A 26998-nucleotide genomic window follows, 5' to 3' on the forward strand; every position below is an offset into this window, starting at 1 on the left:
CGGCTTGATCCCAAGATGTCAGCCCAAGAACGATGGTTGCTCGACAGCGCGTTGGCCCCAGGGTCTCGTTCCCGCCTAGGATCGCCGTTATTCGAGTGATCTCCCGAATCCACACTGCGTGAGTGATCCGGCCTGTCCGTAGCCACTTAATCAGGCCCTTAATATTGGCGGACGTCCCAGTCAATCCATATTTTTTGCAATTCCTCATAATCGTCTGAGGGTTTTCACCGTAAAATCGCGCGAGCAGTAAAAAATAATCGACTGAGAGGCGGTATGGGCGCGAGCGACATAATCGGTGTAATGGCCGGTGGATTATCTCAGCAGGACCGTCTTCTAAAACTGGACACGCCGGCAGGCCAGAATGTCCTGCTGCCGCATCGCGTGACTGGACGTTCAAGGATCGGTCGCGACTATCTCTTCCTGCTCGATTGCGTTTCCACGTCCAGCGACGTTCAACTCAAAACGCTGATTTCCCAAACGGTGACCCTCTGGATTCAGCAGGCCGATGGTTCCTACCGCCCGCATCACGGCTACGTGCACATGGCCCGCCGGCTGGGAGCGGACGGCGGTCTCACCAGCTATCAGCTCGGTTTTTCCTCGTGGATGCACTTTCTGAAGTTCCGTCGCGACCAACGGCATTGGCAGGACAAGACCGCGGAAGAAATCATTGCAGACGTATTCAATGAGCATCCGCAGGCGAAGGGCATGTACCGCTTTGCGCTCTCGAAGCCGTTGCCATCCCGTTCCTATTGTCGGCAGGACGAGGCCGATTGGAACTTCGTGCACCGGCTCCTGGAGTCGGAAGGTCTGTACGGGGTCTGGCAACAGCCCGCCGATGGTAAATCGCATACGCTGGTGATCACCGATCGCCTCGACACGCTCGAACCGCTGTCGCCGGCCACCGTTGAGTTCTATCGTGCGGGCATCCATAGCGAGGCTGACGCACTGACCCACTGGGCGGGGACCCGGACACTGCAATCCGTGTTGTTGTCGACGCGCACCTTCGACTACAAGAGTCCTTCGACGCCCTTCAATCCGAAGGCGACATCGGTGCCGACGATGGCGAACCAGGGCGCGTTGCCCGCGCAAGCGGAAGTCTATGAGTACACCGGTGGCTATACGTATCCGGAGCAGGATCGAGGCGACCATCTGTCGAAGATCCGGATGGAGGAGTGGGAGTCGCAGGCCAAGCGCTTTCATGGCATCGGTGGCCTGCGTGCCGTGGATGCGGGTCGGCGCTTCACGCTGACCGGACATCCGGAGCACGATCAGGACGCGGCGAGCCAGAACGAATTCGCGAGCATCGAGGTGGAGTGGACCATCGAGAACAACCTGCCGCTCTCCGGACATGAAACGAGCTTCCCCCACAGTCTGAGTCATGCGCTGGAGCAGGCACGTGCCCACGATCCTGCCCAGATGTTCGGGGTGAGTCATGCTGACGGATCGACGGGGTTTTACCGGATCGCCATCGAGGCGCAGCGCACGATCGTGCCGTACCGCAGTCCGTTCGACCATCGCAAGCCCGAGGCGAAGCTGGAATCGGCGATCGTGGCAGGTCCGAAAGGCCAGGAATGCTATACCGATGAACTGAATCGCGTGAAGGTGCTATTCATCTGGGATCGGCACAACGAAGGCGATGAGCGCGCGTCGTGCTGGGTACGGGTCGCGCAGTCCGACACCGGCGAGGGCTATGGCAGCGTGCACATGCCGCGCGCAGGAGAGGAGCTCCTGATCGGCCATATCGGCAACGATATCGACCGCCCGATCGCGCTGCATCGCGTCTACAACGGCGCCACGAAACCGCAGTGGCATTCGAATGGCCTGCTATCCGGCTATCAGTCCCGGGAGTATGGCGGCGGTGGCGGCTACAACCAGCAGGTCATGGACGATTCGACCGGCCAGCCGCGGATGCGAGTGATGAGTAGCCACGGCATGAGCGGCCTGCATCTCGGTTACCAGATCGTCCAGAACGGCAATACCCGGGGCGCTTATGTGGGTAGTGGCTTCACGCTACGTACCGACAACGCCGGCGCGGTTCATGCGGGCGAGGGGCTGTACTTCAGCACCCATTCCACCAGCGTCGACGGGCAGCCGCTCGATACCAGTCAGCCACGCGAGATTCTGGCGCGCGCCGATCTGCTGGTCGAGTCGCTGTCCTCCGCCAGTGCGACGGCCAGGGGTGAGGATCTGAAGCCCGGACGCGAGGCCCTCGCCGCGTTCGCGAAGGCGACCCAGCACAGCAAGGCAGGCGTTTCCAACGGCGGCAGTACGGCCGGCGGCGGGACCGGCAATGCGAACGCTTTCGCGAAGCCTGTCATGCTCGGTTCGAGCCAGGAAAGCATGGGCCTGACCACGCGCGCGTCGGCGCAGCTGGTGGCCGACGAGCACCTCAATCTGGTGAGCGGCAAGGACACCTACTGGGCGGTCGGTAAATCGCTGGTGGCGGGCGTCGCGGAAAAAATCAGTATCTTCGTCCAGCGCGCTGGCATGAAGCTGATCGCCGGAAAAGGCGCGGTCGACATCCAGGCCCTCAGCGACCAGCTGCGCCTGCTTTCCGAATTCGCTATGACGCTGAAGAGCAACAACGGCAGCATCGTGATCGACGCCAAGACCGAACTGATGCTCAAGTGCGGTGGCTCGTACATCCGGATTACCGCCGATGGCATCGAGGACGGCACCCGCGGTGCGCGTACCGTCAAGTCGGCAGCGTTCAGCCGGCAGGGACCCAGTTCGGTGGCCGAGCATATGAACAGCCTCCCGAAGCCGGCGTTCAACGACAAGTACGTACTGCGTGATCGCATCACGGGCGATCCGCTCAAGAACCATCCCTACGAGATCGTTCGTGGCGATGGCACCCGCCTGAGCGGCATCACCGACGAGCTGGGCCATACGACCGAGCAGAAGAACAACGACATCGAAACCGTGATGATCCGTGCGTTGCGACCCAGCGCCAACAAGGCGTAGGCGGTTTCACAGAACCACGATGAGGGAACATCCATGAACGAAAATCAGCCTGACCGGGCCGGTGCGCCGGGCCAAGGCCCCGGTGATGACGAGGCCGCACGGGACGTCGTCCATGCGGCAAAGCCGGCCTTCAACGACCGGTACCTGCTGCGCGATCGCGTCACCGGCAATCCGCTCACACATCATCCGTACGAGATCGTTCGTGGCGACGGCACGCGCGTGAGCGGCGTCACCAACGCGCTGGGCTACACGAGCGTGCAGGCGAGCGACGACGATGGTGAAACCGTGATGGTCCGTGCGCTGCGATCGGGCAAGCACCCGGCCTAGGCGCCTTCACGGAACCTCTTTAAGCGAGCATCCATGAGTGAAAATCAACCGGACCGCCCGGACGCACCGGGCCCGGGTTCCGGCGACGACGAGTCCGAACAGCAAGTCGTTCGCCTGGGATCGCACACCGACGAGAGCGGCGACTCGTATGCCCACGCCACCTTGACGCCGGCCGACGATACCCGCGCCAAGGAGACATTGCACGATTTGCGTCCCATCATCCCGGTGATCTTTATCCCCGGCGTCATGGGTTCGCCCGTGGTGGCCAGGGAGAGCGGCGAGGAGGTCTTCTCCGCGCCGAACCTGGACACGCTCGGTGCGAAGCTTGGCGGATTGCTGTCGGTCCTTTTTGGCTGGTTTCAAAGCGCATCGACGCGCGAGACCCGTTTCGATCCGCTCAACGTTTCGGCCACGCCGCTGGGACCCGTCAATGTGGGCGATGGCAAGACGATCACAGAGAAGGAGGCGCGTCGGCGCGGCTGGGGCTCGGTGTATCGGACCGGCTATCAACCCGTGCTGCTGTGGCTCGAGCAACAGCTGAACAACCCCAAGCTGTGCGGCACGCTGCACGGAGCTTGGTGCGAGCCCGATCCCCAGGGCGAGACGTGGACACTACATCCAGTGCTTGGCACGGCGCCCACACAATACGGTGCATACGGGAAAGGCGAGGCGATTACCGAGAATTCCCCGGAGTTCGAGCGTTTCATCAAGTTCCGCTATCGCGTCTACGCGATCGGCTACAACTGGCTGCAGTCGAACGACGATTCGGGGCGCGACATCGTCAGCGGTCTGGACTGTCCCGACCCGCAGACCAAGAAGAAGACGCGGCTGATGGGGATTACCGAAATCTGCAAGGAGAACGATACGGGCAAGGCCATCATCCTGACCCATTCGATGGGTGGCCTGGTGGCTCGCTTCGCCGTCGTGAACCATCACGCGGAAGACTTGATTCACGGGGTCTTTCACGGTGCGCAACCGGCCACCGGGGCGCCGCTGGCGGCCAAGCGTTACAAGACGGGCGGCGGTCCCGAAGGGGGCCTGAACGGGTTCATTAACGGCAGCCTGCTCGGGCGCGACGCGGACGAGTTCGTCGCGGTGATGGCGAATGCGCCGGGGCCGATGGAGCTGACGCCGATGCCGGACTATCATAACGGCGCGGCATGGTGGATTTTCGCTCGACCTGACGGAACAGTGCTGATGCAGTTCCCGGAGAATGGTGACGCCTACAACGAGCTGTATCTCAATGCCAACTGGTACGGTTTGTTGCCGCAGGAAGACCAACTTGATCCGGCCGGTCTGGTGAAAAAGCGGCTGGGCAAGGACGCGACTGGCGCCCATGTCCTGATCGACCATTATCAGGCCACGTTGAAGCAGACGGTCATCCGGCAGAGCCAGTTGAAGAACCAGTACCATGGCAAGACGTATGTGGCGTATGGCAATGGGGGATTGGATACACGATCGCCCGCGTCCGGCACGGCGACCGAGGCCACCAGCAAGGACAAGCCCACCGTCGAACAGGGCGAACCGACGAAGAACCTGTTGGCTTGGGGCAATGCAATCTGGACGGGCGACGTGCCGGCCGATGTGCAGCCTGCCGAGCTCCGCGCCGCCAAGCTGCTGCACGATTCGGGCAAGGGCGAACTCCGCGTGCTGCTACAGCAACGCAACCTGAGTGTCACGTTCACGATGCAGAAGACCAACAAGGTCCCCGACGTGAGCGCCACGACGGACTGGGATCGCGTGGCGGACAAGACCGGCATCATTCGCGGAGATGGCACCGTGCCGGCGTGGTCGGCGGACGCGCAGGCGCGTGGCCTGAAGCTGGATGTGCCGGGCGATCCGGCCAAGGGCGTGCAGATGGCGTTTGTGCAGGCCGGATATGAGCACATGAAGAGTTACGCGCACCCCTGGACACGCTGGGCGCTTCTCTACAGCGTGGTGCAGATCGTGAAGGATATCGATGTGCCGGGAGGGGCGTGATGGCACGTTTCATTCGCACACTCTTTTTGCTGGCGGGTCTGTGTGCCTGCTCTCTAGCGTTTTCCGTGGAACCGACGATGAACAATCCTTTGCTGTCCAAAGCACGTCCGTGGTGCATCGGCCGACTTGTGTTCGACCGGCCCGTATCGAGCGAGATCTCAAATGAGAATTACAAGTACCGCGGGGAAAAGCTCGTCACGACCCATAATGTGCCGGTGGAGACCTACGACGCCAAGGTCGCGGCGCGGGAGAAGGAACTGCGCACGAAGCAGCGCGTGAATCCCGTCAATCTGGAGGAAAAGACGGGGCATGCGTGGCTGGAGAAGGCGTTTTCTCCAGTGCCGCACTCGCGGGTTTTCATCTTCAACAATGCGGTGGCAAAGGCGGCGGCCTTACCGTTCGATACCGAAGGTTATCTGTTCGCGAACCGTACGCTCGTCCATACGACGGGCATGATCGGCGCGGATGTCCTGGAGCGGGCCGAGAGCATCTATAACGACACGTATCGCCGCATCAAGGTGCGCGATAACTGGAGCGTGCCGACCGAATCGGGCTTCTGCTTTGATGGCGGCATCGTCACCGGTTCGTCGACCTACACGGAAGAGGTCAGCCAGTCGTTCGCGTTGATGCCGGGCCGGCCAGCGCTGCTGGTGATCAAGTTGCGCGACGCGGTGGATGGGGATCAGGCCCAGCCGCTGACCAGCAGCCTGTCCGCGTTGCGCGCGAAACTCGATCGCATGCCCGGCAGCTATCGTATCCTGCGGCAGGGCAAGCGCACGGTGGCTGGCATGGACGCCGAGGAAGTGCTGTTTGCGCTGAAAGACGGCGATGTCACGGTGTATCGCTTCTACCTGCTCGCGCCGGGGAATCCCGCGACGGTGGCGCAGCCGCATACCTCGGTCGAATTGCTGCTGGGCGCGCCGGCGCGTGATGACCTGCCGCCGGACCAGGCCACCTCGCCGGTCGACGAAGCGGGGGCACTGCAGACGTGGGACACGCTGGTGAACAGCCTGCGCGCGCGACCAGGTGCGGCCTGAGCGGGGTGAACGATGCGCCGCTACGATATTGTGAAAGGCGACCTGACGACGGTCGGCGGGGTCGTGCAGGGCGGCGACGCGCACGACCTGATCGGTGGCCGCGAGCAGGCGTACGAGACTGATCCGGTCTGGTGTCCCGTCTGCAAGACCATGGGACATATCCAGTGCGATGGGTCGCGCGTTTCCACGACGGGTCCCGACGGACGGCAAGCGGCACTGAGCGATGATCTGTGTGTCTGCCGGTGCACGCCGCCGCCGCGCCTGGTGCCGTCGCAGCAAACGTCCTATGTGGATGTGTAGCCCCGCGGTGGTTGGCCGACGCCGAGGGTCGGTGCGGTTCTTTTCAGAGAGGATCACGGAATGATCAGGACGTGGATGGGGATGATTTTACTGCTGGCGAGTGTCGTGGCCCTGTCGGGCTGCCAGTCGCTGTGGGATTGCATGCAGGCACTGGGCGGCGGTTGTCATTGAGGTCGCGCCGGCCCCTGTGGATCGGCGGGACGCCTAGAGATACTTTTTGAAGCTGCCGGCGGTGATATCCATGGCGAGCCCGAGTAAGGCCGCGGCCGGCAGCAACACCAGCAAGGGACTGAGACTGATCGGCAGAGCGAGATAGGTAGCTCCCCGGCCAGTTTGAGACGTTCGACGTCGTCCCCTGAATCGATGACAATGACGCCTGTTCGGCAACTCACATCATCGCCGGATTGACATAAGAGCGAACGAATCTCCCCGATCATAGTCCTGCATAAAGCATGTTGAATCACGCTTCCGTGATGACTGTTCGCGTCGTCTTCACCTTGTGTGCGAGCCTCGCCACAACGTACTCGCTGGCTGAAGTGGACTGCGCGAAACTCGGCAAGTCCACCGGAGGCCCTGACGACAATTTCAGGCCGCCGGTTATGGCAACGGTAATCGGGACTGGACGCGCCTATTTCCATTCTGCGCCCGAGTCAAAGTGCATAAACAAGCGCCTGTTCATCATTCCGGGCGACAACGTGACGGTCTACAAGCCATACAAGAACTGGTACCAGGTCATGTATGTCAACAACAAAACTGGCGAGGATTTCGAGGGCTGGATCGAGGATCGGCACCTGCGGCTCGGAGGTACGGTGGGCGGCGACGGCGATCAATGATCGAGTCTCTAAATCTCGCGATTCGCATGAGTCGAGATACGGCCAGAAGCGGTCGACCGACAACGACGTCTGGATCGACGACAATTTGATGTCGCTCTCTTGTAGAAGCTTTTAGGAACCACTACGTGAGTCGCCCAATCCGACCGCCTGACTTGCTGGTGATGTTCATGCTGACCGCGCTTACACACGAGGGCACGGTAAAGCACGTCCGGACTGGCTATCGTCCGATCTACAAAATCCGGCCGGACTATTGGTCGTCAGCCCATCACGAGTTCGCGGAGGGACGCAGCGTGGTGACATGTGAGCAGTGCTTGGCCGAGGTCTGGCTTGTTACACCAGAGGCCTATCCACATACGCTTTGGACCGGTCGTATACTGGACGTTGCCGAGGGGGCACGACTCATCGGTCGGGCCGAGATCATACAGGTGTTAAACCCGTTGCTTGTGATGGATAGCAGCGCGTCGTAACGATCTCGCGCCAGCCTTAGACCTTAAATGCATGGCCGTATCGTTTGGCACGAGCCTGTTTGCGGCTAGAAGCGGTCGTTGGAAATTTGTCACAAATGGCGTTCTTCACTGCATGTGTTTCACATCACATTTGGTCTTTTGAAGGCAGACATGGATGCACTAGCCAAGGCACTGGTACTCGCCATTAGGTACATCGATCAGCGGAGCAACTTGCACACTGAGGACGAAGACGTGAACGCACTTGAGGAGATCGCATCTGCACTTGCACTTGCAGTCGCATCGACAGCAGAGCGCAATGCCTTTGCTAGGGTCGCAACGTCGCTTGGCTTCCCTGACCTAGCCGAGCAGTTCGGCCTAGATTCACTGCAATGAATGCCTTTCAAAATACTAAGAGCTCCTTTGGGCCCACGTTGAGGCTGCGTGGTTCAGTCCAGCATTAGACAACGTCTCTCGGTGACCAGCGTCCACTTTTGAGAATTCCCACTGATCGCTTCGGGTCGGTAACGGCCCGTCCACAAAAGCGCGGGCGTAAGTTTTAGCGTGGCTTTGTGTGCCGGGTCCTGTCAGATAATGCGCAGGTATGAGCGCCGCCGCGAGTCGGGTCGCCGCATTAGTACCCGTCCAGCGACATCTCGAGCATTGTCCTCGGGAGAGGAGCGCAATCTGAGGAAACCTTAGGCGCGATAACAGGCAGAGCGTTTATATAACTTTAAATCCGTTTTTTAAGATATCGCAATCCTTTACGCCTCACCATTCCCGATTGAGGATGAGGCACGATAAAAAAGAAACGCTGAAGTTCCGAATGTAATGACGGGCAGAATCGTGGCGACTAGCATCGCGATCCAATCGACAGCGGTCCACGTCCGTCGATCTAGTACGGAGCGTTGCGGGGCGAAGGGATCATAATAGACCCTCACTTCTGCTCCAGCTGGCCTCTGGCTTGCGATCGCGTTCGCGTCATTTCTCGTGGGGAAGTCGACCAGCGCAAACCGTCCCTTCAAATCTCTACTTCCTGACGTGTAGGAATTGCCACCGACAATATACGAGTAAGACCAAACCGGGTGCCAGTAAATACGACCAGCTTTGGATGTGGCAGGCTCGACGTGCGCTGTTAGTACCTTTCCGTTCGCCGAAGGCCAATTCTGCTGCGCGCGCAGGGCATAAGCAAAATCAAGTGCACTATATAGTGGTCGCATTGAGAAACAGCCCGCTATTAGTAAGGCAACAGCGGTCAATCTCATATTTGTGGCCGTTGACTTTCGCTTGTGGGTTTCCGGTTGGGAGCCTGTGGCAGGCGGTTCAATATGTCGATATGTTTCGCTTTTTATTTTACCTTTACTCTTGATGGAATGGATCCAGATCAGTGCGAATGCCAGAACCATTCCAGTCTCGAAAACCACCGTCATTTCTGTGGACCAATGTTCCAATCTCGCCAGTCGATGGATTGAAAAAATAACAATCGAGAAAACGAGTAAAGCACGAAGGAAGCGCCCGTTATACATAGATCCCCCGTTTGAGCTACATAAATTCTCTGCCTACACGCGTGACTTGGCGTAGTATCGCTTACCCTATCATGGCATCATGGATGTCGGATCTTAAAACTCCGACATTGTGTCGTGGCGCGGTTGACGATTCTTCTGAGGCTATGATCCCAGTGGACTCGGATATGAAGATGTATCCGCAACTATTCACGCTCCCTGTTTAGGGGGGCGCCACAATCAATATTCGAATTATTGTTACCGTGCCGATGATGATTGCAATCATTGTCAACAATGGAATGAATATTGTTTTTCTTCTCTCTCCTTTTGCGTTAACTGTAGCGAAGTTGTATATACTCGGATATGATTTTTTTACTCGAAATGGAATGGCAAACATCGCGACAAGCGTCAAGGCAAAGCATACGTCTCGCCAATGGGCCATTTGGGTCGATATTGGTGCTCGACCGTGACCGTAAAATGCGCAAACGTAGTAGAAAAACAAAACCGCAGAGACTAATGCGGCGTCCATCAAATGCAAGGCAATTTTCTTCACGATGCTACCCCCGCCAAGCTTTGATTGTTGCGTTTGGTGGCAATTAGATGCAATGGCAGCGGAGTTTTCAAGGAATCGTTAACCCCATTGCATTTCACACACGTCAATCCGAAAGAGTTGTAAACTTTCGCGCGGCGTTTGCCCATCTGAAGCGAATGGCTGCTTTGTAGAAAGGCGGCTGTCCGCTCCGGGTCGTTTGGAGTCGTTCGCGTCGCCCGGGAACCGCCATTCGCGGTCGCGTGCCACCGCTGACGCCGGGAAGAACGTGCCCGGAAGATAGTGGAACTTATCACCGCGGCATACCAGCGGCCAATCTAGAGAGTTGAACAGCACGTCATGACCACGTGACCCCGAACCAGATTTCACTGGACCGCCCGGCCGCGACTTAGAGGACTATGCGGGCGATCGTGGCTCAGCCACTACCGACACGTTTCGGCGAAAAGCAGAACTTCGCGGTAATCACGCGCTGGGCCGCGTTCTGAGTCACAACGGCCGTTTATCCGCTCGCCGCGAAGGGCCTTCTTCCGCCGCTGACGCGAACTTTACTCGCCCTCGGCTTGCGGTGTTTGCAGGGGGCATGCCAAATCCGTGTCGGTTTTCAGCCCGCCTTCGATCCATCTCGCTTCGGATGCGCGCAGATGCGCGCGAATGGCGGTCTGCGCGGCGATCGGGTCGCCGGCCTGCAGCGCCTGAAGGACGTTCTCATGCTCCAGCACGGCGGCCGTCCATGTCTGCGGATTCTCCGCGTGGCCGCGCATGGCCGCCGCGATCGGGTCGTGTCGGCTGTCGAACAGCTCGCCGACGAAGCGCGCGAGTACCGAATTGCCGGCGGCTTCCGCGATCAGCATGTGGAACTGCCGGTCGGCTTCGACAGGCGATTTGCCGGCTTCCGCGAGCCGCTTCATGCGCTGCACCGTGCGGCGCAGGCGATCGAGCATCGCGGCCGTCATTCGCGCGGCGGCGAGTGCGGCGACGCTGCCTTCGATCACCGCGCGCGCCTGCATCAGCTCCGACGGGCTGTCGCCAAGCGTGACCATCTGGCCGACATCATCGGCCGCCGTATCGCGGACATAGACGCCGGAACCCATCCGGATCTCGATCTGGCCGCCAATTTCCAGCGCGATCAGCGCCTCGCGCAGCGACGGGCGCGATACGCCGAGCGTGAGTGCCAGTTCGCGCTCGGGCGGCAGGCGCTCGCCAATCGCGAATTCGCCCTGGCGAATCAGCGCGACGATCTGGGCCGCGACAGATTGGTAAAGCCGCTTTGGTTCTGTCGATTTCATCCGATGAGTAAAAGTCGAGGCGTGGTCGATGCGCGCGTGTGTCACGGAGTCTATCACGCCCGCCATGGGCGGCCTTCCGGCAGCAGGCTCCGTCGGGCCTCCGGGTTTTTATCATTGGTAAGATAGGATGGATATATATAAATTGGCTTGACCAAACGTGCCGGGATTGATGTAATTCATCGAAATTGGACTGACCACGTGGCATCGAGGTCGGCCCGCTCCAAGGAGACGCAATGGCAATGTCCAGCAAACCGCCGGTTCAGGCCGCGCAGGCCGATACCGACCAGGAGATCCTGCGCCTGGAAGGAATACGCAAGCGCTTTCCGGGCGTGCTGGCGCTGGACGGGATTCGGATCGATCTCCGACGCGGCGAGGTGCACGCGATATGCGGCGAAAACGGGGCGGGCAAATCCACGTTGATGAAGATCATCAGCGGACAGTATCTGCCCGACGAGGGCGTCGTTCACTATCGCGGCGCGCCGGTGCGATTCGGTTCGGCATCCGAAGCGCAGGCGGCCGGCATCTCGATCATTCACCAGGAGCTCAATCTCGTGCCGCACCTGAGCGTGGCGGAGAACCTGTTCCTCGCACGCGAGCCGCGGCGCGGCCCGTTCGTCGACACGAAACGCATGAACGCCGATGCGGCGCGCTGCATCGCGCGAATTGGCCTGAACGTCGCGCCAACCACGAAGGTCGGTGTGCTGTCGATCGCGCAGCAGCAAATGGTCGAAATCGCGAAGGCGCTGTCGCACGATGCGCGCGTGCTGATCATGGACGAGCCCACGTCCTCGCTGACGGAAGCGGAAACGGCGCAGCTCTTTCGCATCATCGAGGAGCTGCGTGCCGACGGTGTGGCGATTCTGTATATCTCGCACCGGCTCGACGAAATGGCGCAGATCGTCGATCGCGTGACCGTGCTGCGCGACGGACGCTACATCTCGACGGACGTGTTCGCCGACGTGAGCATCGACGAGATCGTCGCGCGCATGGTCGGACGTACGCTCGACGACGCCTATCCATCACGTCAATCGGTGCCGACGGACGAAGTGCTGCTCGACGTTCGGGAACTGCGCCGGGACGGCGTGTTCGGGCCGGTGTCGTTCGCGCTGCGCCGCGGCGAGATCCTCGGTTTCGCGGGATTGATGGGCGCCGGGCGAACCGAGATCGCACGCGCGATCTTCGGCGCGGATCGCCCCGACGGCGGCACGATCGCGTTGCAGGGTCGGCCCGTGACGATCCGCTCGCCGCGCGAGGCGATCCGGCACGGCATCGCTTATCTGTCGGAGGACCGCAAGAAGGAAGGGCTCGCGCTGTCGATGCCCGTCGCGGCGAACCTCACGCTCACGCACGTGCGCGGCGTCGCATCGCGCTTCGGGTTCCTGCGCTTCGACGACGAACTGGACGTGGCGCGCCGCTACGTGCAGGAACTCGCGATTCGCACGCCGTCCGTGCACCAGCGTGTGCGCAACCTGTCCGGCGGCAACCAGCAGAAGGTCGTCATCGGCAAATGGCTGTACCGCGGCTCGAAGATCCTGTTCTTCGACGAACCGACGCGCGGCATCGACGTCGGCGCGAAATTTGCGATCTACGGGCTGATGGACCGGCTCGCCGCGGACGGCGTCGGCGTGGTGCTGATCAGTTCGGAATTGCCGGAGCTGATTGGCATGACCGATCGGATCGCCGTTTTTCACGAAGGTCGAATGACCGTATTGCTCGACACGAAACACACCAGTCAGGAGGAGATCATGCACTACGCGTCGGGGCGTTCCCATGCTTGAAATGACATCCGATCGAAGCCAGGCCGACGAGCGATCGGCGCGACAGCGGCGGCGCGACCTGATCCAGAAGTTCGCGGCGCTGGGTAGCCTCGTCGTGCTCGTGTTCGCGTTCTCGATATCGAGCGCGGCGTTCTTTTCGGTCGACAACCTGATGACCGTCGGCCTGCAGGTGACCTCCATTGCGTATCTGGGCGTGGCCGCCACCTGCGTCATCATCACGGGCGGCATCGATCTGTCGGTCGGCTCGGTGCTGGCGCTGGCCGGCGTGTGCGCCGCGCTGCTGGTCAAGGCCGGCGTGCCGGTGCCCGCCGCCATGGCGGCCGGCATCCTGGTCGGCGCGCTGTGCGGGCTCGTCAACGGCATCTGCGTGACGCAGATGGGCCTTCCGCCATTCATCGCGACGCTCGGCATGATGCTCGTCGCGCGCGGCATCGCGCTCCAGATCACGGGCGCACGCCCGGTATCGGATCTCGGCGACGCGTTCGGCGCGCTCGGCAACGGCGCGCTGCTGCGGATCTCGCACATCGGGGCTGACGGGTTCCCCGACACGACGTTTCCCGGCATTCCGTACCCGGTCGTGATCATGGTCGTGCTGTTCGTCGTGGTGTCCGTCCTGCTGTCGAGAACGTCGCTCGGCCGTCATATCTACGCGGTCGGGTCGAATGCGGAGGCGGCGCGGCTGTCGGGCGTGAACGTACAAGGCGTGAAGCTGTTCACCTATGTATTGTCCGGCGCGCTCGCGGGCGTCACCGGCTGCGTGCTGATGTCGCGGCTGGTCACCGGGCAGCCGAACGAAGGCGTGATGTACGAGCTCGACGCGATCGCCAGCTCGGTCATCGGCGGCACATCGCTGATGGGCGGCGTCGGCACGATTTCCGGCACGGCGATCGGCGCGTTCGTGATCGGCGTGCTGCGCAACGGCCTGAACATGAACGGCGTGTCGAGCTTCATCCAGCAGATCATCATCGGCGTCGTAATTCTGGGCACGGTCTGGATCGATCAGTTGCGCAATCGCCGGCCCTGACCGGCAGCAAGCAGTCCCTACCAACGAGAAGCGGAGCGAGACATGAAAAAATCCATCCTGCTGGCGGCATCGGCGTGCGTGTTCGCGGTGTGCAACAGCGGTGCGTATGCGGCGGGCGGCGAGATCGCCGTGATCGTCAAGACGGTCAATTCGAACTACTGGCAGAACGTGCAGAAGGGCGCGAAGGCGGCACTCGACGGCGTCAAGGGCTACACGATGACGTTCCAGGGCCCGGCGGCCGAGTCCGACATCAGCGGGCAGGTCAACATGGTCGACAACGCGGTCACGCGTCACGTGGCGGGCATCGTGCTCGCGCCGTCCGATCCCGATGCGCTCGTGCCCGCGATCAAGAAGGCGTGGGAAGCGCACATCCCGGTCGTGCTGATCGACTCGGCCATCTCGGATGCCGGCAAGCCATACTTCCAGGCGTTCCTGTCGACCGACAACGAGAAGGCCGGGGCGCTGTGCGCGAAGGCGCTGATCGACCGCGTCGGGCAGTCGGGCAAGATCGCGATCATGTCGTACGTACCGGGCGCGGGGTCCGAGATCAGCCGCGTCGGTGGATTCCGCAAGTACATCGAGAGCCATTCGAAGCTGCAGATCGTCGGCCCGTACTACTCGCAATCGCAAATGGCGACCGCGCTGAACCAGACGACCGACGTGCTGTCGTCCAACCCCGACCTGAAGGGCATCTTCGGCGCGAACGAGCCGACCGCGGTCGGCATGGGGCGGGCGCTGAAACAGTCGGGCAAAGCGGGCAAGGTGGTGGCGATCGGCTTCGACGGCAACGAGGACCTGCAGGGCTTCGTGCGCGACGGCACAGTGCAGGCGATCGCCGTGCAAGGTTCGTGGCAGATGGGGAATCAGGGCGTGCGCACGGCGCTCGACGTCATCGAGCGCAAGCCCGCGCCGAAGGTGATCGATACCGGCGTCGTGATGGTCGACAAGCAGAACCTCGATTCGCAGGCCGCGAAGAACGTTCTGTACTGATCATCCGTGTCATTTTCCCGCATCCAGTCACACCTCATGAACGCAAACGATACGCGCATCTTGCCGCGCAGCGGGTTGACGGTGTCCGTGCTCGGCCTCGGCTGCTCGCAGCTCGGCGGCCTTTATCGGTCGATGTCGGCCGCCGACGCGGCCGCGCTTGTCGATGCCGCGTGGGCGGCCGGCCTCCGCTACTTCGATACTGCTCCGTATTACGGCTACACGCTGTCGGAGCGGCGCGCGGGAACGGGGCTCGCCCCGCGAGAGCGCGGTGCCTTCACGCTCAGCACGAAGGTTGGGCGGCTGATGCGCGCCGACCCGAGCGTGCGACCGGGCGACGACGGCTGGGCCGAGCCGCTGCCGTTCAGGCCGGTCTACGACTACAGCTACGACGGCATCATGCGCTCGCACGAGGACAGCCGGCAACGGCTCGGGCTCGCGCGGATCGACATGCTGTACGTGCACGACATCGGCGCGATGACGCACGGCGATCGTCACGCGTACTACTGGGAACAGTTGACTCGTGGCGGCGGGTTTCGTGCGCTGGATGCGCTGCGTTCCAGCGGCGAGATCGTCGCGTTCGGTCTCGGCGTGAACGAATGGGAAGTCGCCGCCGATGCGCTGAACGAAACGGCACTCGACGCGGTGCTGCTGGCCGGCCGCTACACGTTGCTCGAACAGATGGCGCTCGAGCCGCTGCTCGACGTGTGCGCCCGTGAAGGGACGGCTATCGTGATCGGCGGCGTGTTCAACTCCGGCCTGCTCGTCGGCAACGGCAAGTTCAACTATGCGGACGCGAGCGCCGACGTGATCGACAAGGCGGCTCGGCTCGGTGCGCTGTGCAACCGCTTCGACGTGCCGCTTCCGGCCGCTGCATTGCAGTTTCCATTCGGCCATCCGGCCGTCGTGTCGTGCGTGATCGGCGCGCGCAGCGTGGCCCAGCTGAAGCAGAACATCGAATGGTTCGAGCGCCCGTTGCCTGCCGGACTGTGGGCTGAACTGCGCGATGAAGGTCTGATCGACGCGCACGCGCCAGTTCCGGGAGCACGCGCATGACAGCGCGCATCGACGCCCATCAGCACTACTGGCGAATCGGCGCGCGGGCCGGCTGCTGGCCACCGGCCGAACTCGATGCGATTCACCGGGATTTCGGCCCCGCCGATCTGGCGCCGCTGCTCGATGCGGCGCGCATCGATACCACCGTACTCGTGCAATCGCTGCCGAGCGAAGCTGACACGCGCTTTCTGCTCGATGTCGCGGCCGCAACGCCAACAGTCGGCGCCGTGGTCGGCTGGGTCGACATGAAGGCTGACGACGCAGTGGCACGGATCGCGGCATTCGCGTCCGCACCCAAGGCGCGCGGCTTGCGACCGATGCTGCAGGATCTGCCCGACGACGCATGGATCGACGATCCGCGGCTGGATCGCGCGGTCGCGGCGATGCTCGAGCATGCGTTGGGTTTTGACGCGCTGGTGATGCCGCGCCATCTCGATGCGTTGCATGCGTTCGCGCGACGCCATCCGCGCCTGCCGATCGTGATCGACCACGGTGCGAAGCCGGACATCGAACGGGGTGAACTTCAGCCGTGGCTGTCGTCGATGAGCAGACTCGCGAGCCTGCCGAACCTTCATTGCAAGTTGTCCGGTCTCTGGACGGAGGCCGGGCCTTCGGCCGGCCCGGACACGGTGCGAGCGCGCACGCGGCCGTACATACAAGCGCTGGCCGAGCTGTTCGGGCCGACCCGCTTGATGTGGGGCAGCGACTGGCCGGTCCTGCGGCTGGCATCGGCGTGCGGTGACTACGGCGAATGGCTGGCCGCGTGCGAGGAAGATTGCGCGCAGTGGCTCGGTGCGGCGGCGCTGGCCGGCGTGTTCGGCGGCAATGCGCGCGACTTCTACCGGATCGACACAGCACGCCACGACGAATGAACCAGAACGAAAGGAACCCGACATGCTCAGCGTGATTTGCGAATCCCCTGGCGTGCTGCGTGTGCAGCAGCGCGAGCTGCCCGCCCGCGGCAGCGGCGAAGTGCTGTTGCGCGTGCAACGCGTCGGTATTTGCGGCACCGACCTGCACATCTTCACCGGCAACCAGCCGTACCTCGAATATCCGCGCGTGATGGGTCACGAGCTTTCCGCGATCGTTGTCGAGGCCGAGCCGGAGTCGCGGCTCGGCCCGGGCGACGCGGTGTATGTGATGCCGTATCTGTCGTGCGGACACTGCATCGCATGTCGTCACGGCAACACGAACTGCTGCGTCAACATCAAGGTGCTCGGCGTGCATCGCGACGGTGCGCTCGCCGAATACCTGAGCGTGCCCGCGCAGTTCGTCCACAAGGCCGACGGCATTTCGCTCGACCAGGCGGCGATGCTGGAATTCCTCGCGATCGGCGCGCACGCGGTGCGGCGTGCGGACGTCCGCGCCGGGCAGCGTGCGCTGATTGTCGGCGCCGGGCCGATCGGCATGGCCGCGATGATCTTCGCGCGGCTGCGCGGCGCCGACGTCACGTGCCTCGACACGCGTGCGGATCGCCTGGCGTTCTGCCGGCAGCATCTGACGGTCGATGCGACGGTGGAGGTGGGAGCGGACGACGCGGCGCGTCTCGCGGAGTTGACGAACGGCGAGTATTTCGATGCGGTGTTCGATGCGACGGGAAACCTCGATGCGATGAATCGCGGCTTCGAGTTCGTCGCGCACGGCGGCAAATACACGTTGATCTCGATCGTGCGCGGGCACGTCGCCTTTTCGGATCCTGAGTTCCACAAACGGGAGACGACGTTGCTCGCGAGCCGCAATGCCACGGCCGAAGATTTCGAGACGGTGCTCGACGCGATGCGCGCGGCGCGCATTCCGGACCGCGCGCTGAACACGCACAGGATGCGGCTCGAGGATGTGCCCGATGCATTTCCGCGTCTGCTGGAGGCGGGACAGACCGTCGTGAAGGCACTCGTCGAATGCTGATCGAGCACAGTCGACGCGCGGAGCGCACGCCATGACGCCACCGATCCTCCAGTTCGGCACGAGCCGCTTCCTGCTGGCGCACGTCGACCTGTTCGTGTCGCAGGCACTCGACGAGGGCAGTGCGATGGGCGGCATCGGGATCGTCCAGACCACCGGCAATCCGGCCAGTCGCGCCCGGATCGACGCGCTCCGGGCAAACGGCCGCTATCCGGTGCGCATCCGGGGGCGCGACCGCGGCGTCATCGTGGACGAAGTCGTCGAATGCCGCGCCGTGCAGCGCGCGTGGGATGCCGAAACCGACTGGGCCGAGATTCGCCGCGCCGTGATCGAGACGGTGCGCGTCATCGTGTCGAACACCGGCGACGCGGGCTATCGTGCGGACCCGCGCGACGCCGCGGAGCTGCTCGCCGAAACGGCGCAGGCACCGCACGGTTTTCCGGCGAAGCTGCTCGTGCTGCTGTACGCACGCTGGCAGGCGCGGCCCGACGATGGCGTGTCCATTCTGCCGTGCGAGCTGATCGCGAACAACGGCGACACGCTGCGCGATATCGTGCTGGACCTGGCGCACGGGTGGCGGATGCCCGACTCGTTCGCCGACTATCTGCGCGAGCGTTGCATCTGGGTCAACTCGCTCGTCGATCGCATCGTTTCCGAGCCGATCAATCCGGTCGGCGCGGTTGCGGAGCCCTACGCACTATGGGCGATCGAACGCCGCGCAGGCATCGCGCTGCCTTGCCGGCACGCGCAGATCGTCGTGACCGACGATCTGCGCAGTCACGAGCGGCTGAAGCTGTTTTTTCTCAACCTCGGGCACAGCTGGCTCGCTGAACAGTGGCTGTCGGCAGGGCGGCCCGATTCGGAAACGGTGCGGGACGCGATGAACGACACGCGGCTGCGCGACGGTCTCGAAGCGGTGTGGCGCGATGAAGTCGCACCGGTCTTCGCGGCGCTCGGTTTGCGCGAAACGGCCGAGCGCTATGTCGACAGCGTGCGCGAGCGCTTTCTCAATCCGTATCTTGCACATCGTCTGGCCGACATCGCGATCAACCATCGAGAGAAGGTCGCGCGGCGGATCGAGCCGCTGCTCGCACTCGCGGATTCGCTGGCGGTGCCGGCCGAACAACCGTGCTTACGGCACATCGCTGCCCGCCATGGCAGCGCGGCCGACGCAACGACAGGGAGAATCGCATCGTGAATCAACCGACAGTCGTCATCCTTCACCGCGACGACAACGTCGCGGTCGCGCTCGACGCGCTTGAACCGGGCGGGTCGATCGACGTGAATGGCACGCCGCTGCGCGCCGCGGCGGCGGTGCCGGCCGGCCACAAGATCGCCACGGCCGCGATTGCACGCGGGGCGGCGATCGTCAAATGCGGGCAGTCGATCGGCATCGCGCTGCGCGACATCGTTGCCGGCGAGCACGTGCACGTGCACAACGTCGGGATGCCCGAGCGGCATGCGCTCGACGACGGGCCTGCCGGTTCGGTGCACGACGCACCGCCGGATCGGCTCGATACCTTCGACGGATTCGTGCGGCCCGACGGCAGTGTGGGAACGCGCAACTACATTGGCGTGATCGCGAGCGTCAACTGTTCGGCGAGCGTGTGTCATGCCATCGCCGATGCGTACCGGCATGGCGCACTCGATGCGTTCGGCCATGTCGACGGCGTCGTCGCGATCACTCATCAGAGCGGATGCGGGATGTCGGCCACGGGGGACGGGATCGAGCTGCTGCGGCGCACGCTCGTCGGGTACGCACGCAACCCGAATTTCGCCGGCGTGCTGTTCGTCGGCCTCGGGTGCGAAGTCAATCAGGTGCGGACGCTCGCGGCGAAGTTGGGCGCATCCGCGTCGGGCACCGTTCGCACGCTGGTCATTCAGGACGAGAGCGGTGTGCGCGAATCCGTCGCGCGCGGTGTGTCGATTGTCCGCGAGCTGCTGGAGGCGGCCGAAGGCGCGCGGCGCAGCGCCGTGCCGGCGTCGCGGCTGACGGTCGGCCTGCAATGCGGCGGCTCCGACGGCTACTCGGGGATCACGGCGAATCCCGTGCTGGGCGCGGCGGTCGATCTGCTGGTACGCAACGGCGGCACGGCGATTCTGTCCGAGACGCCCGAGATCTACGGTGCGGAGCATCTGCTGGTCGCTCGCGCGGCCTCACGAGACGTGGCCGGGCGGTTGCTCGGCAGGCTGCAATGGTGGGAGCGCTATGTCGCCGACAACGGCGGTGAAATGAACAACAACCCGTCACCCGGCAATATCGCCGGCGGTATCACGACGATTCTCGAGAAGTCGCTCGGCGCGGTGTCGAAGGGCGGCCGATCGGCGCTTCGCGCGGTCTACGACTATGCCGAACCGGTGCGGCAGTCAGGCCTCGTGTTCATGGATACGCCCGGTTACGACCCGGTGTCGGCCACCGGACAGATCGCCGGCGGCGCGAACCTCGTGTGCTTCACCACGGGACGCGGCTCGGTGTTCGGCTCGAAGCCGGTGCCCACGATCAAGATCGCGACGACGACCGGCTTGTTCGAGCGGATGCGATCGGACATGGACTTCGACAGCGGCGGCATCCTCGCCGGTTCGCTGACCGTCGACGAAGCGGGCGCGCTGCTGTTTCGGCTGATGCTCGACGTCGCGTCCGGACGAACATCCCGAAGCGAGGAGAACGGCATCGGCGAGCGCGAGTTCGTGCCGTGGCAGCGCGGCGCGATCATGTGACGCGGGGCGAGCCGGCGTACCCGACGTGCCGACAGTGTCGTCGGCACGCCCGCGATTGCCCGATCGCGGGACGCATCGGAAAGCAGAACCGCTTTACGGGCGAGCGCGCCCGCCCGAGCCTGCGCAGACGTCCGGAGTGACGGCCGAGTCCGGCTGCCGGGATTGTCGTTGTCGCGATGGCCGGCGACGTAGCGATCACCGGGCGTTCGGCCCGATACCGCGAGCGGCGAGGTTGGCATACAGCGCGCGCATGGAGAAGTCGGACATGACTCGTCCAGCCAACTCCGCCGCTCACCATATCGTTGCCGATACTTCGAATCAAGCTGCACCTGCGCGTGCGATTCTAAGAAAATCAGGTATTGACGTTGACACCGAACAATAGGATTTCGCAACTCTCGGAGACTGATCAGGGCATGTCACGGATGGTTTCGCCTTCACGAGAGTGACCCTGGCCTGTCTCATTTAGAAGTGGAGAATTCCGGCATGACGTTGTCATCGAGACCAGGAGGTCATGCCGTGAGAACAGCAAGTCCATCGAAGAACAGATCACCTATGCGTTGAAGCAGGCCGACGCCGTGGGCGCGTCGACCAAGAGTGAATTTACTGCATCAGCGGCGTCCACCAGATAGATCAGTCGGCCTTCCGTGAATGAATTGTATGGATTGCAATACCCGATTTCGGCAATTCGTTACGAAATCCTTTCGTTGGGTTTTCTTATTGAGAATGATTATGAAGAGATCGAGGGTGCCGAATTATATTCAAATGTCTTATTGACAGACGTTAACGAAGTGACTAGATTCGTCACATGAGCGCACTTTTCGTCACGACGACCACGACCACCACCACGACCGCCAACGGCGGGCCGGGGGGAGGTTGCACGTCGTAAGTCGGTGCCTCAAACGATCCCCAAGCCCCGCCGGAAACGGACGGGGCTTTTTTAATGCTCCGTCCGACCGGTACCAACGTCAACGGAGAACATGATGGACGATTTCGACCACCGGGTACTCGGCAACAAACTCGACCTGTTTCATCAGCAGGATGAAAGTCCGGGTGCCATCTTCTGGCATCCGCGCGGCATGGTTCTTTATCGGGTCGTCGAGGAATATATCCGCGTCCGGATGCGACAGGCCGGCTTTGCGGAAGTGCGGACTCCTCAAATCGTCTCCCGCAGTCTTTGGGAGGAGAGCGGCCACTGGGAGAAGTTCGGGCGAAACATGTTTTCGCTCGAGAACGACGGCAATCCGTACTGCCTCAAACCAATGAGTTGCCCGTGTCATGTGCAGATCTTCAAGAAAGGCTCGCGCTCGTACCGTGATCTCCCGCTGCGATATTCGGAGTTCGGCATGGTCCATCGAGCCGAGCCTTCGGGCGCGCTGCATGGCCTCATGCGCGCCCGTGCGTTCACGCAGGACGACGCCCATGTGCTTTGCATGCCGGATCAGGTCGAGGTCGAAGTCGCACGATTCTGCATATTGCTGAAGGCGATCTACGCGGACTTCGGGTTCGCTGAATTCGATGTGGCGTTGTCGACGCGGCCAGCGGTTCGGGCCGGCGACGATGCAGTGTGGGATCGTGCGGAGGCGATGCTCGCGTCCGCTGCACGAGCGGCCGGCCTGGATTTCGAGATCCAGAGCGGAGAAGGCGCGTTCTATGGCCCGAAGCTCGAATTTCATCTGCTCGACCGCCAGGGTCGGAAGTGGCAATGCGGAACGATCCAACTCGACTTCGTATTGCCCGAGCGGCTCGGTGCCGCGTATGTCGGAGAGGACGGCGCGAAGGTGACGCCAGTCATGTTGCATCACGCGGTGTTGGGGAGCCTCGAACGGTTCATCGGCATTCTTCTCGAGCACTATCAGGGATGGTTGCCGACGTGGCTCGCGCCGGACCAGGTCGTCGTTGCGAACATCGGACAGGAAGAGCGCGCATTTGCCGATGACACGGCGTTCGCCTTCGAAGACATCGGCTGCCGCGTGCTGCGGGATTTCCGTGCCGAGCGTCTGCCGCGCAAGATCTTCGATGCGAGGGAACTGGCTGCGCCGATCGTCGCGGTGGCTGGTCGGAGGGAGGCGCTGGCCGGCGAGGTGTCGTTGCGCATGCGGGACGGAGAGCAGCACGTGCTGACGATCAACGACGCGCTCGCGTACCTGAAGCAACATGCACGCGTCCCGTCCGCGACGCGGGTGTTCTGATCTGACGGCAGGGCCGCTTCCGGCGATCACGGGCGGATAGAGGGCGCTTTGCAGATAGATCGAATCGATCCATATCAATATTTTAATAAGCAATTCTAAAAAATTATGAGAGAGGCCAGAGAACGAGCAATTCAATGGGCTGAAAATTGTTGCGGGTCTGGGCCGTGTCGGCGCAGCGGGAATGGTACAGATCGGGAATACGGACAACGCTATGTCACGCTAAAGTTTTCATGGCGTGAAGCCCACCAGTTTTCATTGGGCCGGAGAGGTATCACGGGACGAAGGCCGTACGTGGCAATTGCATGCGGACGTGTTTGCCGAACGTGTTGCGGATTGACCGTGACACCGCCGATCGTTTGCTTTCTGCTCAGGCCGGCTCAAGCCTCAGAAAGCAACTATCGGGATTTCGGCCTCGCCGGGTGCGCAGCGCCACAGACTTTCCGCTTTCAGGTCCGCAGACAACGGCGGCGAGCCGATGGGTCTGAAGAAATTGCCGATCAAATTGATACTCGCGACAAAGAAACCCAGCGACGTAACGCCGTCTCGCGGCTTCCTCGGAGAGTTCATCGTCGTGGTCGACCTCGAAGTCTTGCCCGGGCTTAACCGATCTTGTTTCTAGATCGGAAGGACTGTGGACAAAATCGCGTTCGCAATGACGTTCGCGTCTAGCTGATGCCATGACGGATTAGGTTTGTCTATCGTTCAATTCGACGACGTTGCGATCGGCCGGTCCTCGCAGACAAGTATGCGAGCTGGCCGTCAAATCTGATTGGTTCCTGAGCGCGAGTGCTCAGAGATGTGACGGCGGATGGGAGCGAACCTTCGCTACTGGATGGAACGGTGATTTGGATGTCTGAATGGACGCTCCGGCGAATGACGGGTTGAATCCGCATCTGAAATGCGCCGCACGGTTCGCAAGATGGGGACCGGCAGAAACGGGTCGCAAAGCGCCGTTTGCATCTCGTCGGAGCGGCCATTCGGTATCGGACATGGTCGCTTGCGGACCTCGAAAATGGCGTGATAGCGAGATAATGCCTTTATCCCGGTACCTGCGAAAACTACAAAGGAATGCTTTACTTTAGAACTTCGCTGAGCGACCCATACGACAGATGCCAGAATGCCGCGCGTGGGCTATTTCGCTTGCTCGTCCTCTGTCACGACGCCTTTGCCTGGCAGGCCTGCCGTCGCCGTCTGCTTGATTCGCATCGCGGCCGCGTCGGCCGGAAAATGCGCAAGTCGTGCGGCCAGTGCCTGATCGAAGCCGGGCATCGCTCTCGCGAGATCCAGCCAATCCGGCAGGTACGGCGAATCCGACGTATCGTATCGCACATGGGACAGCACCATCGCGACCGCTGCGGCCCTGTCGCCCGCGTAGCGAACCAGCGTCTCCGGTGCGGCAACGTTGCCTGCGTCCAACACGGTGCGCGTAGCACCTGCATCCTTCGTGCGAATGCTGGCCGGCGGGAGGGCAAAGACATACTCGGCCGAAGCGGCCTGCCATCGGCGTGGCGCGAGCCATTGCGGCGGCGGTGCCGATGTCGCGCCGTAGACGGCTGTCCACAGGTGTAGCGGCGCAGCGCCGGCCACGGTATAGACGAACCGCGCGTGTCGATAGCCGAGCGGGGCGTCGAACGATTCGATCGGCTCGCCATCGAGTGCGGTGCTGACGATGCGGATGTCGCGGCCGCCGTGAACAACCACATTGACGGATGCGCCCGGCTGCAGCACGACGCGCTGTCCGTCCACCGTCGTGGACACGCTGCGCGCCAGCCCGTTGTAGACCGAGACGGTGACGCGGCCCTGCGTCCAGCCGAACACAAGCGCGGAACCCACGATCCCGAGTGCGACAGCCGCACGCGCCAGACCGGGAAGCACACCGTTGGCAGTACTGAAGCGCTCGCGGAAGGTCGGCTTGTCGACACGCAACATACGTTCCGTGCCGACGACCAGCGTGTCGTAGGCGGACGGCACAGATGGCGCTGGATGGGGGGCGTCCATCGCGGGTGCGCGGGAGTCGGCGTGGGCGGCAGCGACGACCGCTTCGGCGCGCAGGAGCTCGTCGAGTGACGCGCGACGCAACTCAGACAAGTGACCGGCGACATGCTGGACCCAGCCGCTGCCGGCGCGCAACCAGCCATCTATGTTGCTTCGCACGGGATCGTCGAGCGCGAATCGCCCTAGCGCGTCGGGCCACGTGTCGACGTGGAGTGCGGCCAGCACGGGTGCGCCCGGGCGTACGTCTTGCGCATTCCGGAAGACCTGCACCAGCACTCGCTGCAGTTGCTCCGCCGCGCGGATGATATGACCGACGCCGTTCTCGGTGATCGACCCGCCTGCCGCAGCCCGGTGCTGCCGCAACAGTAGATGCGCGTGGGCGTCGCGCACGTTGGCTTCTGCATGCTCGGCATAGTGAACGATGCTCAGCAATCCTTCGAGATAGGCGCGCCATGCCGGTGACACGGTGTCTGCGGCGGCCAGATGGGCGCTGCGCACCGCTTTCAGCACCGCTTGCAGGCCACCCCGGACCGCGGCTCGCTCGGCATCGACCGCATCGATCGCGTCGGGCAACTCGGCGCGCCGCAGCACTTTGCCGCGGTGGCGGATGATGCCGTCACTGGCTTGATAGTGTCCGTCGTGCAGCGAGCGCAGCAGTGCATGCTCGCGATCGAGCTTGCGTAACCGCTCTAGGCCCTCGCTGATGGCGGCAGGGTACAGCGCGTCGAATTCGAGCGGCCCAGTGAGCGTTGCTGGTTCCGTCAACGACTGCGGGGACCGCGCGTGCCGTGCAGCCGGGAAACTCATATAGATGCCCCGATATTCCGGCCTCAGGTGTTCCTGAGTGAAATGTTCGTCCAGCTGCCGCACCGAAACGTCGGGGTCAACCGTCGCGTGCCCGGTGTCGCCGATCAGCACGGCTGTCACGCGCTCGCGCAGGTTGCGCGCCTCGTCGAACAGCACCCACGCGCTGCGCTCGTCGGTCGGCGCGGCGAGATAGGTGCGCTTGGCGTTTTCTTCCCGTTCGTGATTTTGCGGGTGCGTGGCCCACATGCGGGGCGGCTGCGCGATCTCCCGATCGAATACGCGGAAGGTCGCGGCACCGTCCACAGGCGCCTGCGGGCGTCGGCCGTAGGCCGGATCGTTGTAGATGCGGCCGAGTCGATCGGCAAAAGCCTGGTGGATGACGAATGCATCGCACGGCGGACGAGCGTTGCCCACTTCACTGCGCAGGAAGCCCAATGTGCGATCCCATGCGTCGTCGGCGATCTGCAGCCGGTGCAGCGCGTGTACGATGGCGTCGCTGCCGCTCACCGACACTGCGACCAGATCGGCTTGCATTTCCATTTCCCGCGACAGCGCGCGCTGTGCGAGGACAACGAGGCGGAACGCCGTATCGATGATCGACCGCAATGCCCAGACAGCGAGACTGAGCAGCCAGCCGATCCACGAGATGCGCACGTCGAGATTCGACAGACGGTGCAGGAAGCGATCGAGCAGGTCGCGCTGCGCGACGATGTGGACGGCGATCTGCTGCGCTGTATAGACCCATCGACCCAGCGCCATCGACCGCTGCGCAAAATGTCCGAACTCATGTGCGCACACCGCCTTGAATTCGCTGAGATTGAGCATGTTGACGAGCGCGAGCCCGATCTCCAGATGCTTGTGCGACGATCGAATCAGGTTCAGCAGCGACAGGTCGTAGAAGACGGCCGCATTGACCCGAGCGCTGACGAACACCTTGTGCGGGCGCGGTGCGGCGGCCTCGTCGGCGATACGGTCGAGAAAGGCGAACAGGCGCGGCTGCTGCGCGCGCGTCAATTCAAGGCGATCCGCACGAATGTCTTTCCCGACGAAGAAGAGCGCCTTGGCCAGGAACACCGCGAGGAAAAGGCTGCCGCCGCATGCGAGCCATTCGGGTAGCCCGGCCGACTCGCTGTCCAGCGCCAGTCGCAACGCCCCGGTGGCGGCCAGGAACGCGAACCAGGCGGTCAGCGCGAGATACAGCAGAATGAACAGCACCAGGGCGACCACGGCCAGCCACGCGTTGCGGCGATACGAGGCGGTCGGGCGCGTCAGTTCGGCCGGCACGTCACGCGGTCCGGCAGGGTAAATGGTTTCCATCGT

At 62.6% G+C, this 26998-nt stretch carries 19 protein-coding genes and 1 pseudogene; 16 read left to right on the plus strand and 4 right to left on the minus strand.

The annotated features are described in order from the left end of the window. Positions 1-273: 273 nt before the first annotated feature. From WI26_RS30330 to WI26_RS30350, 5 genes are all read left to right on the plus strand, one after another. Positions 274-2964 carry a type VI secretion system Vgr family protein gene (locus WI26_RS30330; protein WP_069228285.1) on the plus strand — a complete coding sequence of 897 codons (2691 nt, stop codon included), beginning with the start codon at positions 274-276 and terminating at the stop codon, positions 2962-2964. A 33-nt stretch (positions 2965-2997) separates the two neighbouring features. Further along, a complete protein-coding gene (locus tag WI26_RS30335) occupies positions 2998-3291 on the plus strand; it encodes a hypothetical protein (RefSeq protein ID WP_069228286.1) in 294 nt (97 codons plus the stop codon). Positions 3292-3324: 33 nt separating this feature from the next. Continuing rightward, complete coding sequence (locus tag WI26_RS30340) at positions 3325-5271, plus strand: esterase/lipase family protein (protein WP_069228287.1); 1947 nt, start codon at positions 3325-3327, stop codon at positions 5269-5271. Positions 5272-5348: 77 nt separating this feature from the next. Continuing rightward, positions 5349-6308, plus strand: coding sequence for a T6SS immunity protein Tli4 family protein (locus WI26_RS30345; protein ID WP_208604154.1), 960 nt, complete (start codon positions 5349-5351; stop codon positions 6306-6308). A gap of 12 nt (positions 6309-6320) precedes the next feature. Continuing rightward, a complete protein-coding gene (locus tag WI26_RS30350; protein ID WP_069228289.1) occupies positions 6321-6608 on the plus strand; it encodes a PAAR domain-containing protein in 288 nt (95 codons plus the stop codon). A 204-nt stretch (positions 6609-6812) separates the two neighbouring features. On the opposite strand, the pseudogene WI26_RS32020 reads toward WI26_RS30350, so the two are convergent. Further along, a pseudogene (locus WI26_RS32020) lies at positions 6813-6926 on the minus strand (DUF4400 domain-containing protein); the annotation flags it as partial. 134 nt (positions 6927-7060) lie between these two features. Between WI26_RS32020 and WI26_RS30355 the strand changes: the two are divergent. Further along, positions 7061-7441, plus strand: coding sequence for a hypothetical protein (locus WI26_RS30355; protein ID WP_069228290.1), 381 nt, complete (start codon positions 7061-7063; stop codon positions 7439-7441). A 617-nt stretch (positions 7442-8058) separates the two neighbouring features. After that, positions 8059-8280, plus strand: a complete 222-nt coding sequence (locus tag WI26_RS30365; protein ID WP_069228292.1) for a hypothetical protein — start codon at positions 8059-8061, stop codon at positions 8278-8280. 368 nt (positions 8281-8648) lie between these two features. Here WI26_RS30365 and WI26_RS33490 read toward each other — a convergent pair whose 3' ends face one another. Both WI26_RS33490 and WI26_RS30370 read right to left on the minus strand, forming a co-directional pair. Beyond that, positions 8649-9410, minus strand: coding sequence for a DUF3592 domain-containing protein (locus tag WI26_RS33490; protein WP_081334408.1), 762 nt, complete (start codon positions 9408-9410; stop codon positions 8649-8651). Positions 9411-10481: 1071 nt separating this feature from the next. Then, positions 10482-11222 (minus strand): FadR/GntR family transcriptional regulator, encoded by a 741-nt coding sequence (locus WI26_RS30370; RefSeq protein ID WP_059539122.1) that lies wholly within the window; start codon positions 11220-11222, stop codon positions 10482-10484. Between the two features lie 233 nt (positions 11223-11455). On the opposite strand from WI26_RS30370, the gene WI26_RS30375 reads away from it, so the two are divergent. From WI26_RS30375 to thrS, 9 genes are all read left to right on the plus strand, one after another. Beyond that, on the plus strand, positions 11456-13000 hold the full coding sequence (locus tag WI26_RS30375; protein ID WP_069228293.1) for a sugar ABC transporter ATP-binding protein: 1545 nt from the start codon (positions 11456-11458) through the stop codon (positions 12998-13000). Then, entirely contained in the window at positions 12993-14024 is a 1032-nt protein-coding gene (locus WI26_RS30380) for an ABC transporter permease (protein ID WP_069228294.1), read from the plus strand. Before WI26_RS30375 ends, WI26_RS30380 begins: the two co-directional genes overlap by 8 nt. Positions 14025-14066: 42 nt before the next feature. Beyond that, positions 14067-15014: an ABC transporter substrate-binding protein gene (locus tag WI26_RS30385; RefSeq protein WP_059539125.1), complete on the plus strand. Its 948-nt coding sequence runs from the start codon at positions 14067-14069 to the stop codon at positions 15012-15014. A 36-nt stretch (positions 15015-15050) separates the two neighbouring features. Then, complete coding sequence (locus WI26_RS30390) at positions 15051-16067, plus strand: aldo/keto reductase (protein ID WP_069228295.1); 1017 nt, start codon at positions 15051-15053, stop codon at positions 16065-16067. Further along, positions 16064-16939 (plus strand): amidohydrolase family protein, encoded by an 876-nt coding sequence (locus tag WI26_RS30395; RefSeq protein ID WP_069228296.1) that lies wholly within the window; start codon positions 16064-16066, stop codon positions 16937-16939. Before WI26_RS30390 ends, WI26_RS30395 begins: the two co-directional genes overlap by 4 nt. Positions 16940-16961: 22 nt before the next feature. Then, positions 16962-17972: a zinc-binding alcohol dehydrogenase family protein gene (locus WI26_RS30400; RefSeq protein WP_069228297.1), complete on the plus strand. Its 1011-nt coding sequence runs from the start codon at positions 16962-16964 to the stop codon at positions 17970-17972. A 31-nt stretch (positions 17973-18003) separates the two neighbouring features. Then, on the plus strand, positions 18004-19167 hold the full coding sequence (locus WI26_RS30405) for a D-mannonate oxidoreductase (protein ID WP_069228298.1): 1164 nt from the start codon (positions 18004-18006) through the stop codon (positions 19165-19167). Further along, a complete protein-coding gene (locus tag WI26_RS30410; RefSeq protein WP_069228299.1) occupies positions 19164-20687 on the plus strand; it encodes a UxaA family hydrolase in 1524 nt (507 codons plus the stop codon). Before WI26_RS30405 ends, WI26_RS30410 begins: the two co-directional genes overlap by 4 nt. A gap of 980 nt (positions 20688-21667) precedes the next feature. Then, positions 21668-22876, plus strand: a complete 1209-nt coding sequence (gene thrS, locus WI26_RS30420) for a threonine--tRNA ligase (protein ID WP_081334409.1) — start codon at positions 21668-21670, stop codon at positions 22874-22876. A gap of 1131 nt (positions 22877-24007) precedes the next feature. Here thrS and WI26_RS30425 read toward each other — a convergent pair. Further along, positions 24008-26995: a M48 family metallopeptidase gene (locus tag WI26_RS30425; RefSeq protein WP_069228302.1), complete on the minus strand. Its 2988-nt coding sequence runs from the start codon at positions 26993-26995 to the stop codon at positions 24008-24010. Between the last annotated feature and the right edge of the window lie 3 nt (positions 26996-26998).

The organism is Burkholderia diffusa (genome assembly GCF_001718315.1).
Lineage (GTDB): Bacteria > Pseudomonadota > Gammaproteobacteria > Burkholderiales > Burkholderiaceae > Burkholderia > Burkholderia diffusa_B.

Excerpts from the sequence above, each read along its gene's own strand:
- WI26_RS30340 (WP_069228287.1), top strand. The coding sequence starts at position 3,325 with ATGAGTGAAAATCAACCGGACCGCCCGGACGCACCGGGCCCGGGTTCC.
- WI26_RS30390 (WP_069228295.1), top strand. The coding sequence starts at position 15,051 with ATGAACGCAAACGATACGCGCATCTTGCCGCGCAGCGGGTTGACGGTG.
- WI26_RS30365 (WP_069228292.1), top strand. The coding sequence starts at position 8,059 with ATGGATGCACTAGCCAAGGCACTGGTACTCGCCATTAGGTACATCGAT.
- WI26_RS30400 (WP_069228297.1), top strand. The coding sequence starts at position 16,962 with ATGCTCAGCGTGATTTGCGAATCCCCTGGCGTGCTGCGTGTGCAGCAG.
- WI26_RS30350 (WP_069228289.1), top strand. The coding sequence starts at position 6,321 with ATGCGCCGCTACGATATTGTGAAAGGCGACCTGACGACGGTCGGCGGG.
- WI26_RS30375 (WP_069228293.1), top strand. The coding sequence starts at position 11,456 with ATGGCAATGTCCAGCAAACCGCCGGTTCAGGCCGCGCAGGCCGATACC.
- WI26_RS30345 (WP_208604154.1), top strand. The coding sequence starts at position 5,349 with ATGAACAATCCTTTGCTGTCCAAAGCACGTCCGTGGTGCATCGGCCGA.
- WI26_RS30335 (WP_069228286.1), top strand. The coding sequence starts at position 2,998 with ATGAACGAAAATCAGCCTGACCGGGCCGGTGCGCCGGGCCAAGGCCCC.
- WI26_RS30405 (WP_069228298.1), top strand. The coding sequence starts at position 18,004 with ATGACGCCACCGATCCTCCAGTTCGGCACGAGCCGCTTCCTGCTGGCG.
- WI26_RS30380 (WP_069228294.1), top strand. The coding sequence starts at position 12,993 with ATGCTTGAAATGACATCCGATCGAAGCCAGGCCGACGAGCGATCGGCG.
- WI26_RS30330 (WP_069228285.1), top strand. The coding sequence starts at position 274 with ATGGGCGCGAGCGACATAATCGGTGTAATGGCCGGTGGATTATCTCAG.
- thrS (WP_081334409.1), top strand. The coding sequence starts at position 21,668 with ATGGACGATTTCGACCACCGGGTACTCGGCAACAAACTCGACCTGTTT.
- WI26_RS30395 (WP_069228296.1), top strand. The coding sequence starts at position 16,064 with ATGACAGCGCGCATCGACGCCCATCAGCACTACTGGCGAATCGGCGCG.
- WI26_RS30425 (WP_069228302.1), bottom strand. The coding sequence starts at position 26,995 with ATGGAAACCATTTACCCTGCCGGACCGCGTGACGTGCCGGCCGAACTG.
- WI26_RS30385 (WP_059539125.1), top strand. The coding sequence starts at position 14,067 with ATGAAAAAATCCATCCTGCTGGCGGCATCGGCGTGCGTGTTCGCGGTG.
- WI26_RS33490 (WP_081334408.1), bottom strand. The coding sequence starts at position 9,410 with ATGTATAACGGGCGCTTCCTTCGTGCTTTACTCGTTTTCTCGATTGTT.
- WI26_RS30355 (WP_069228290.1), top strand. The coding sequence starts at position 7,061 with ATGTTGAATCACGCTTCCGTGATGACTGTTCGCGTCGTCTTCACCTTG.
- WI26_RS30370 (WP_059539122.1), bottom strand. The coding sequence starts at position 11,222 with ATGAAATCGACAGAACCAAAGCGGCTTTACCAATCTGTCGCGGCCCAG.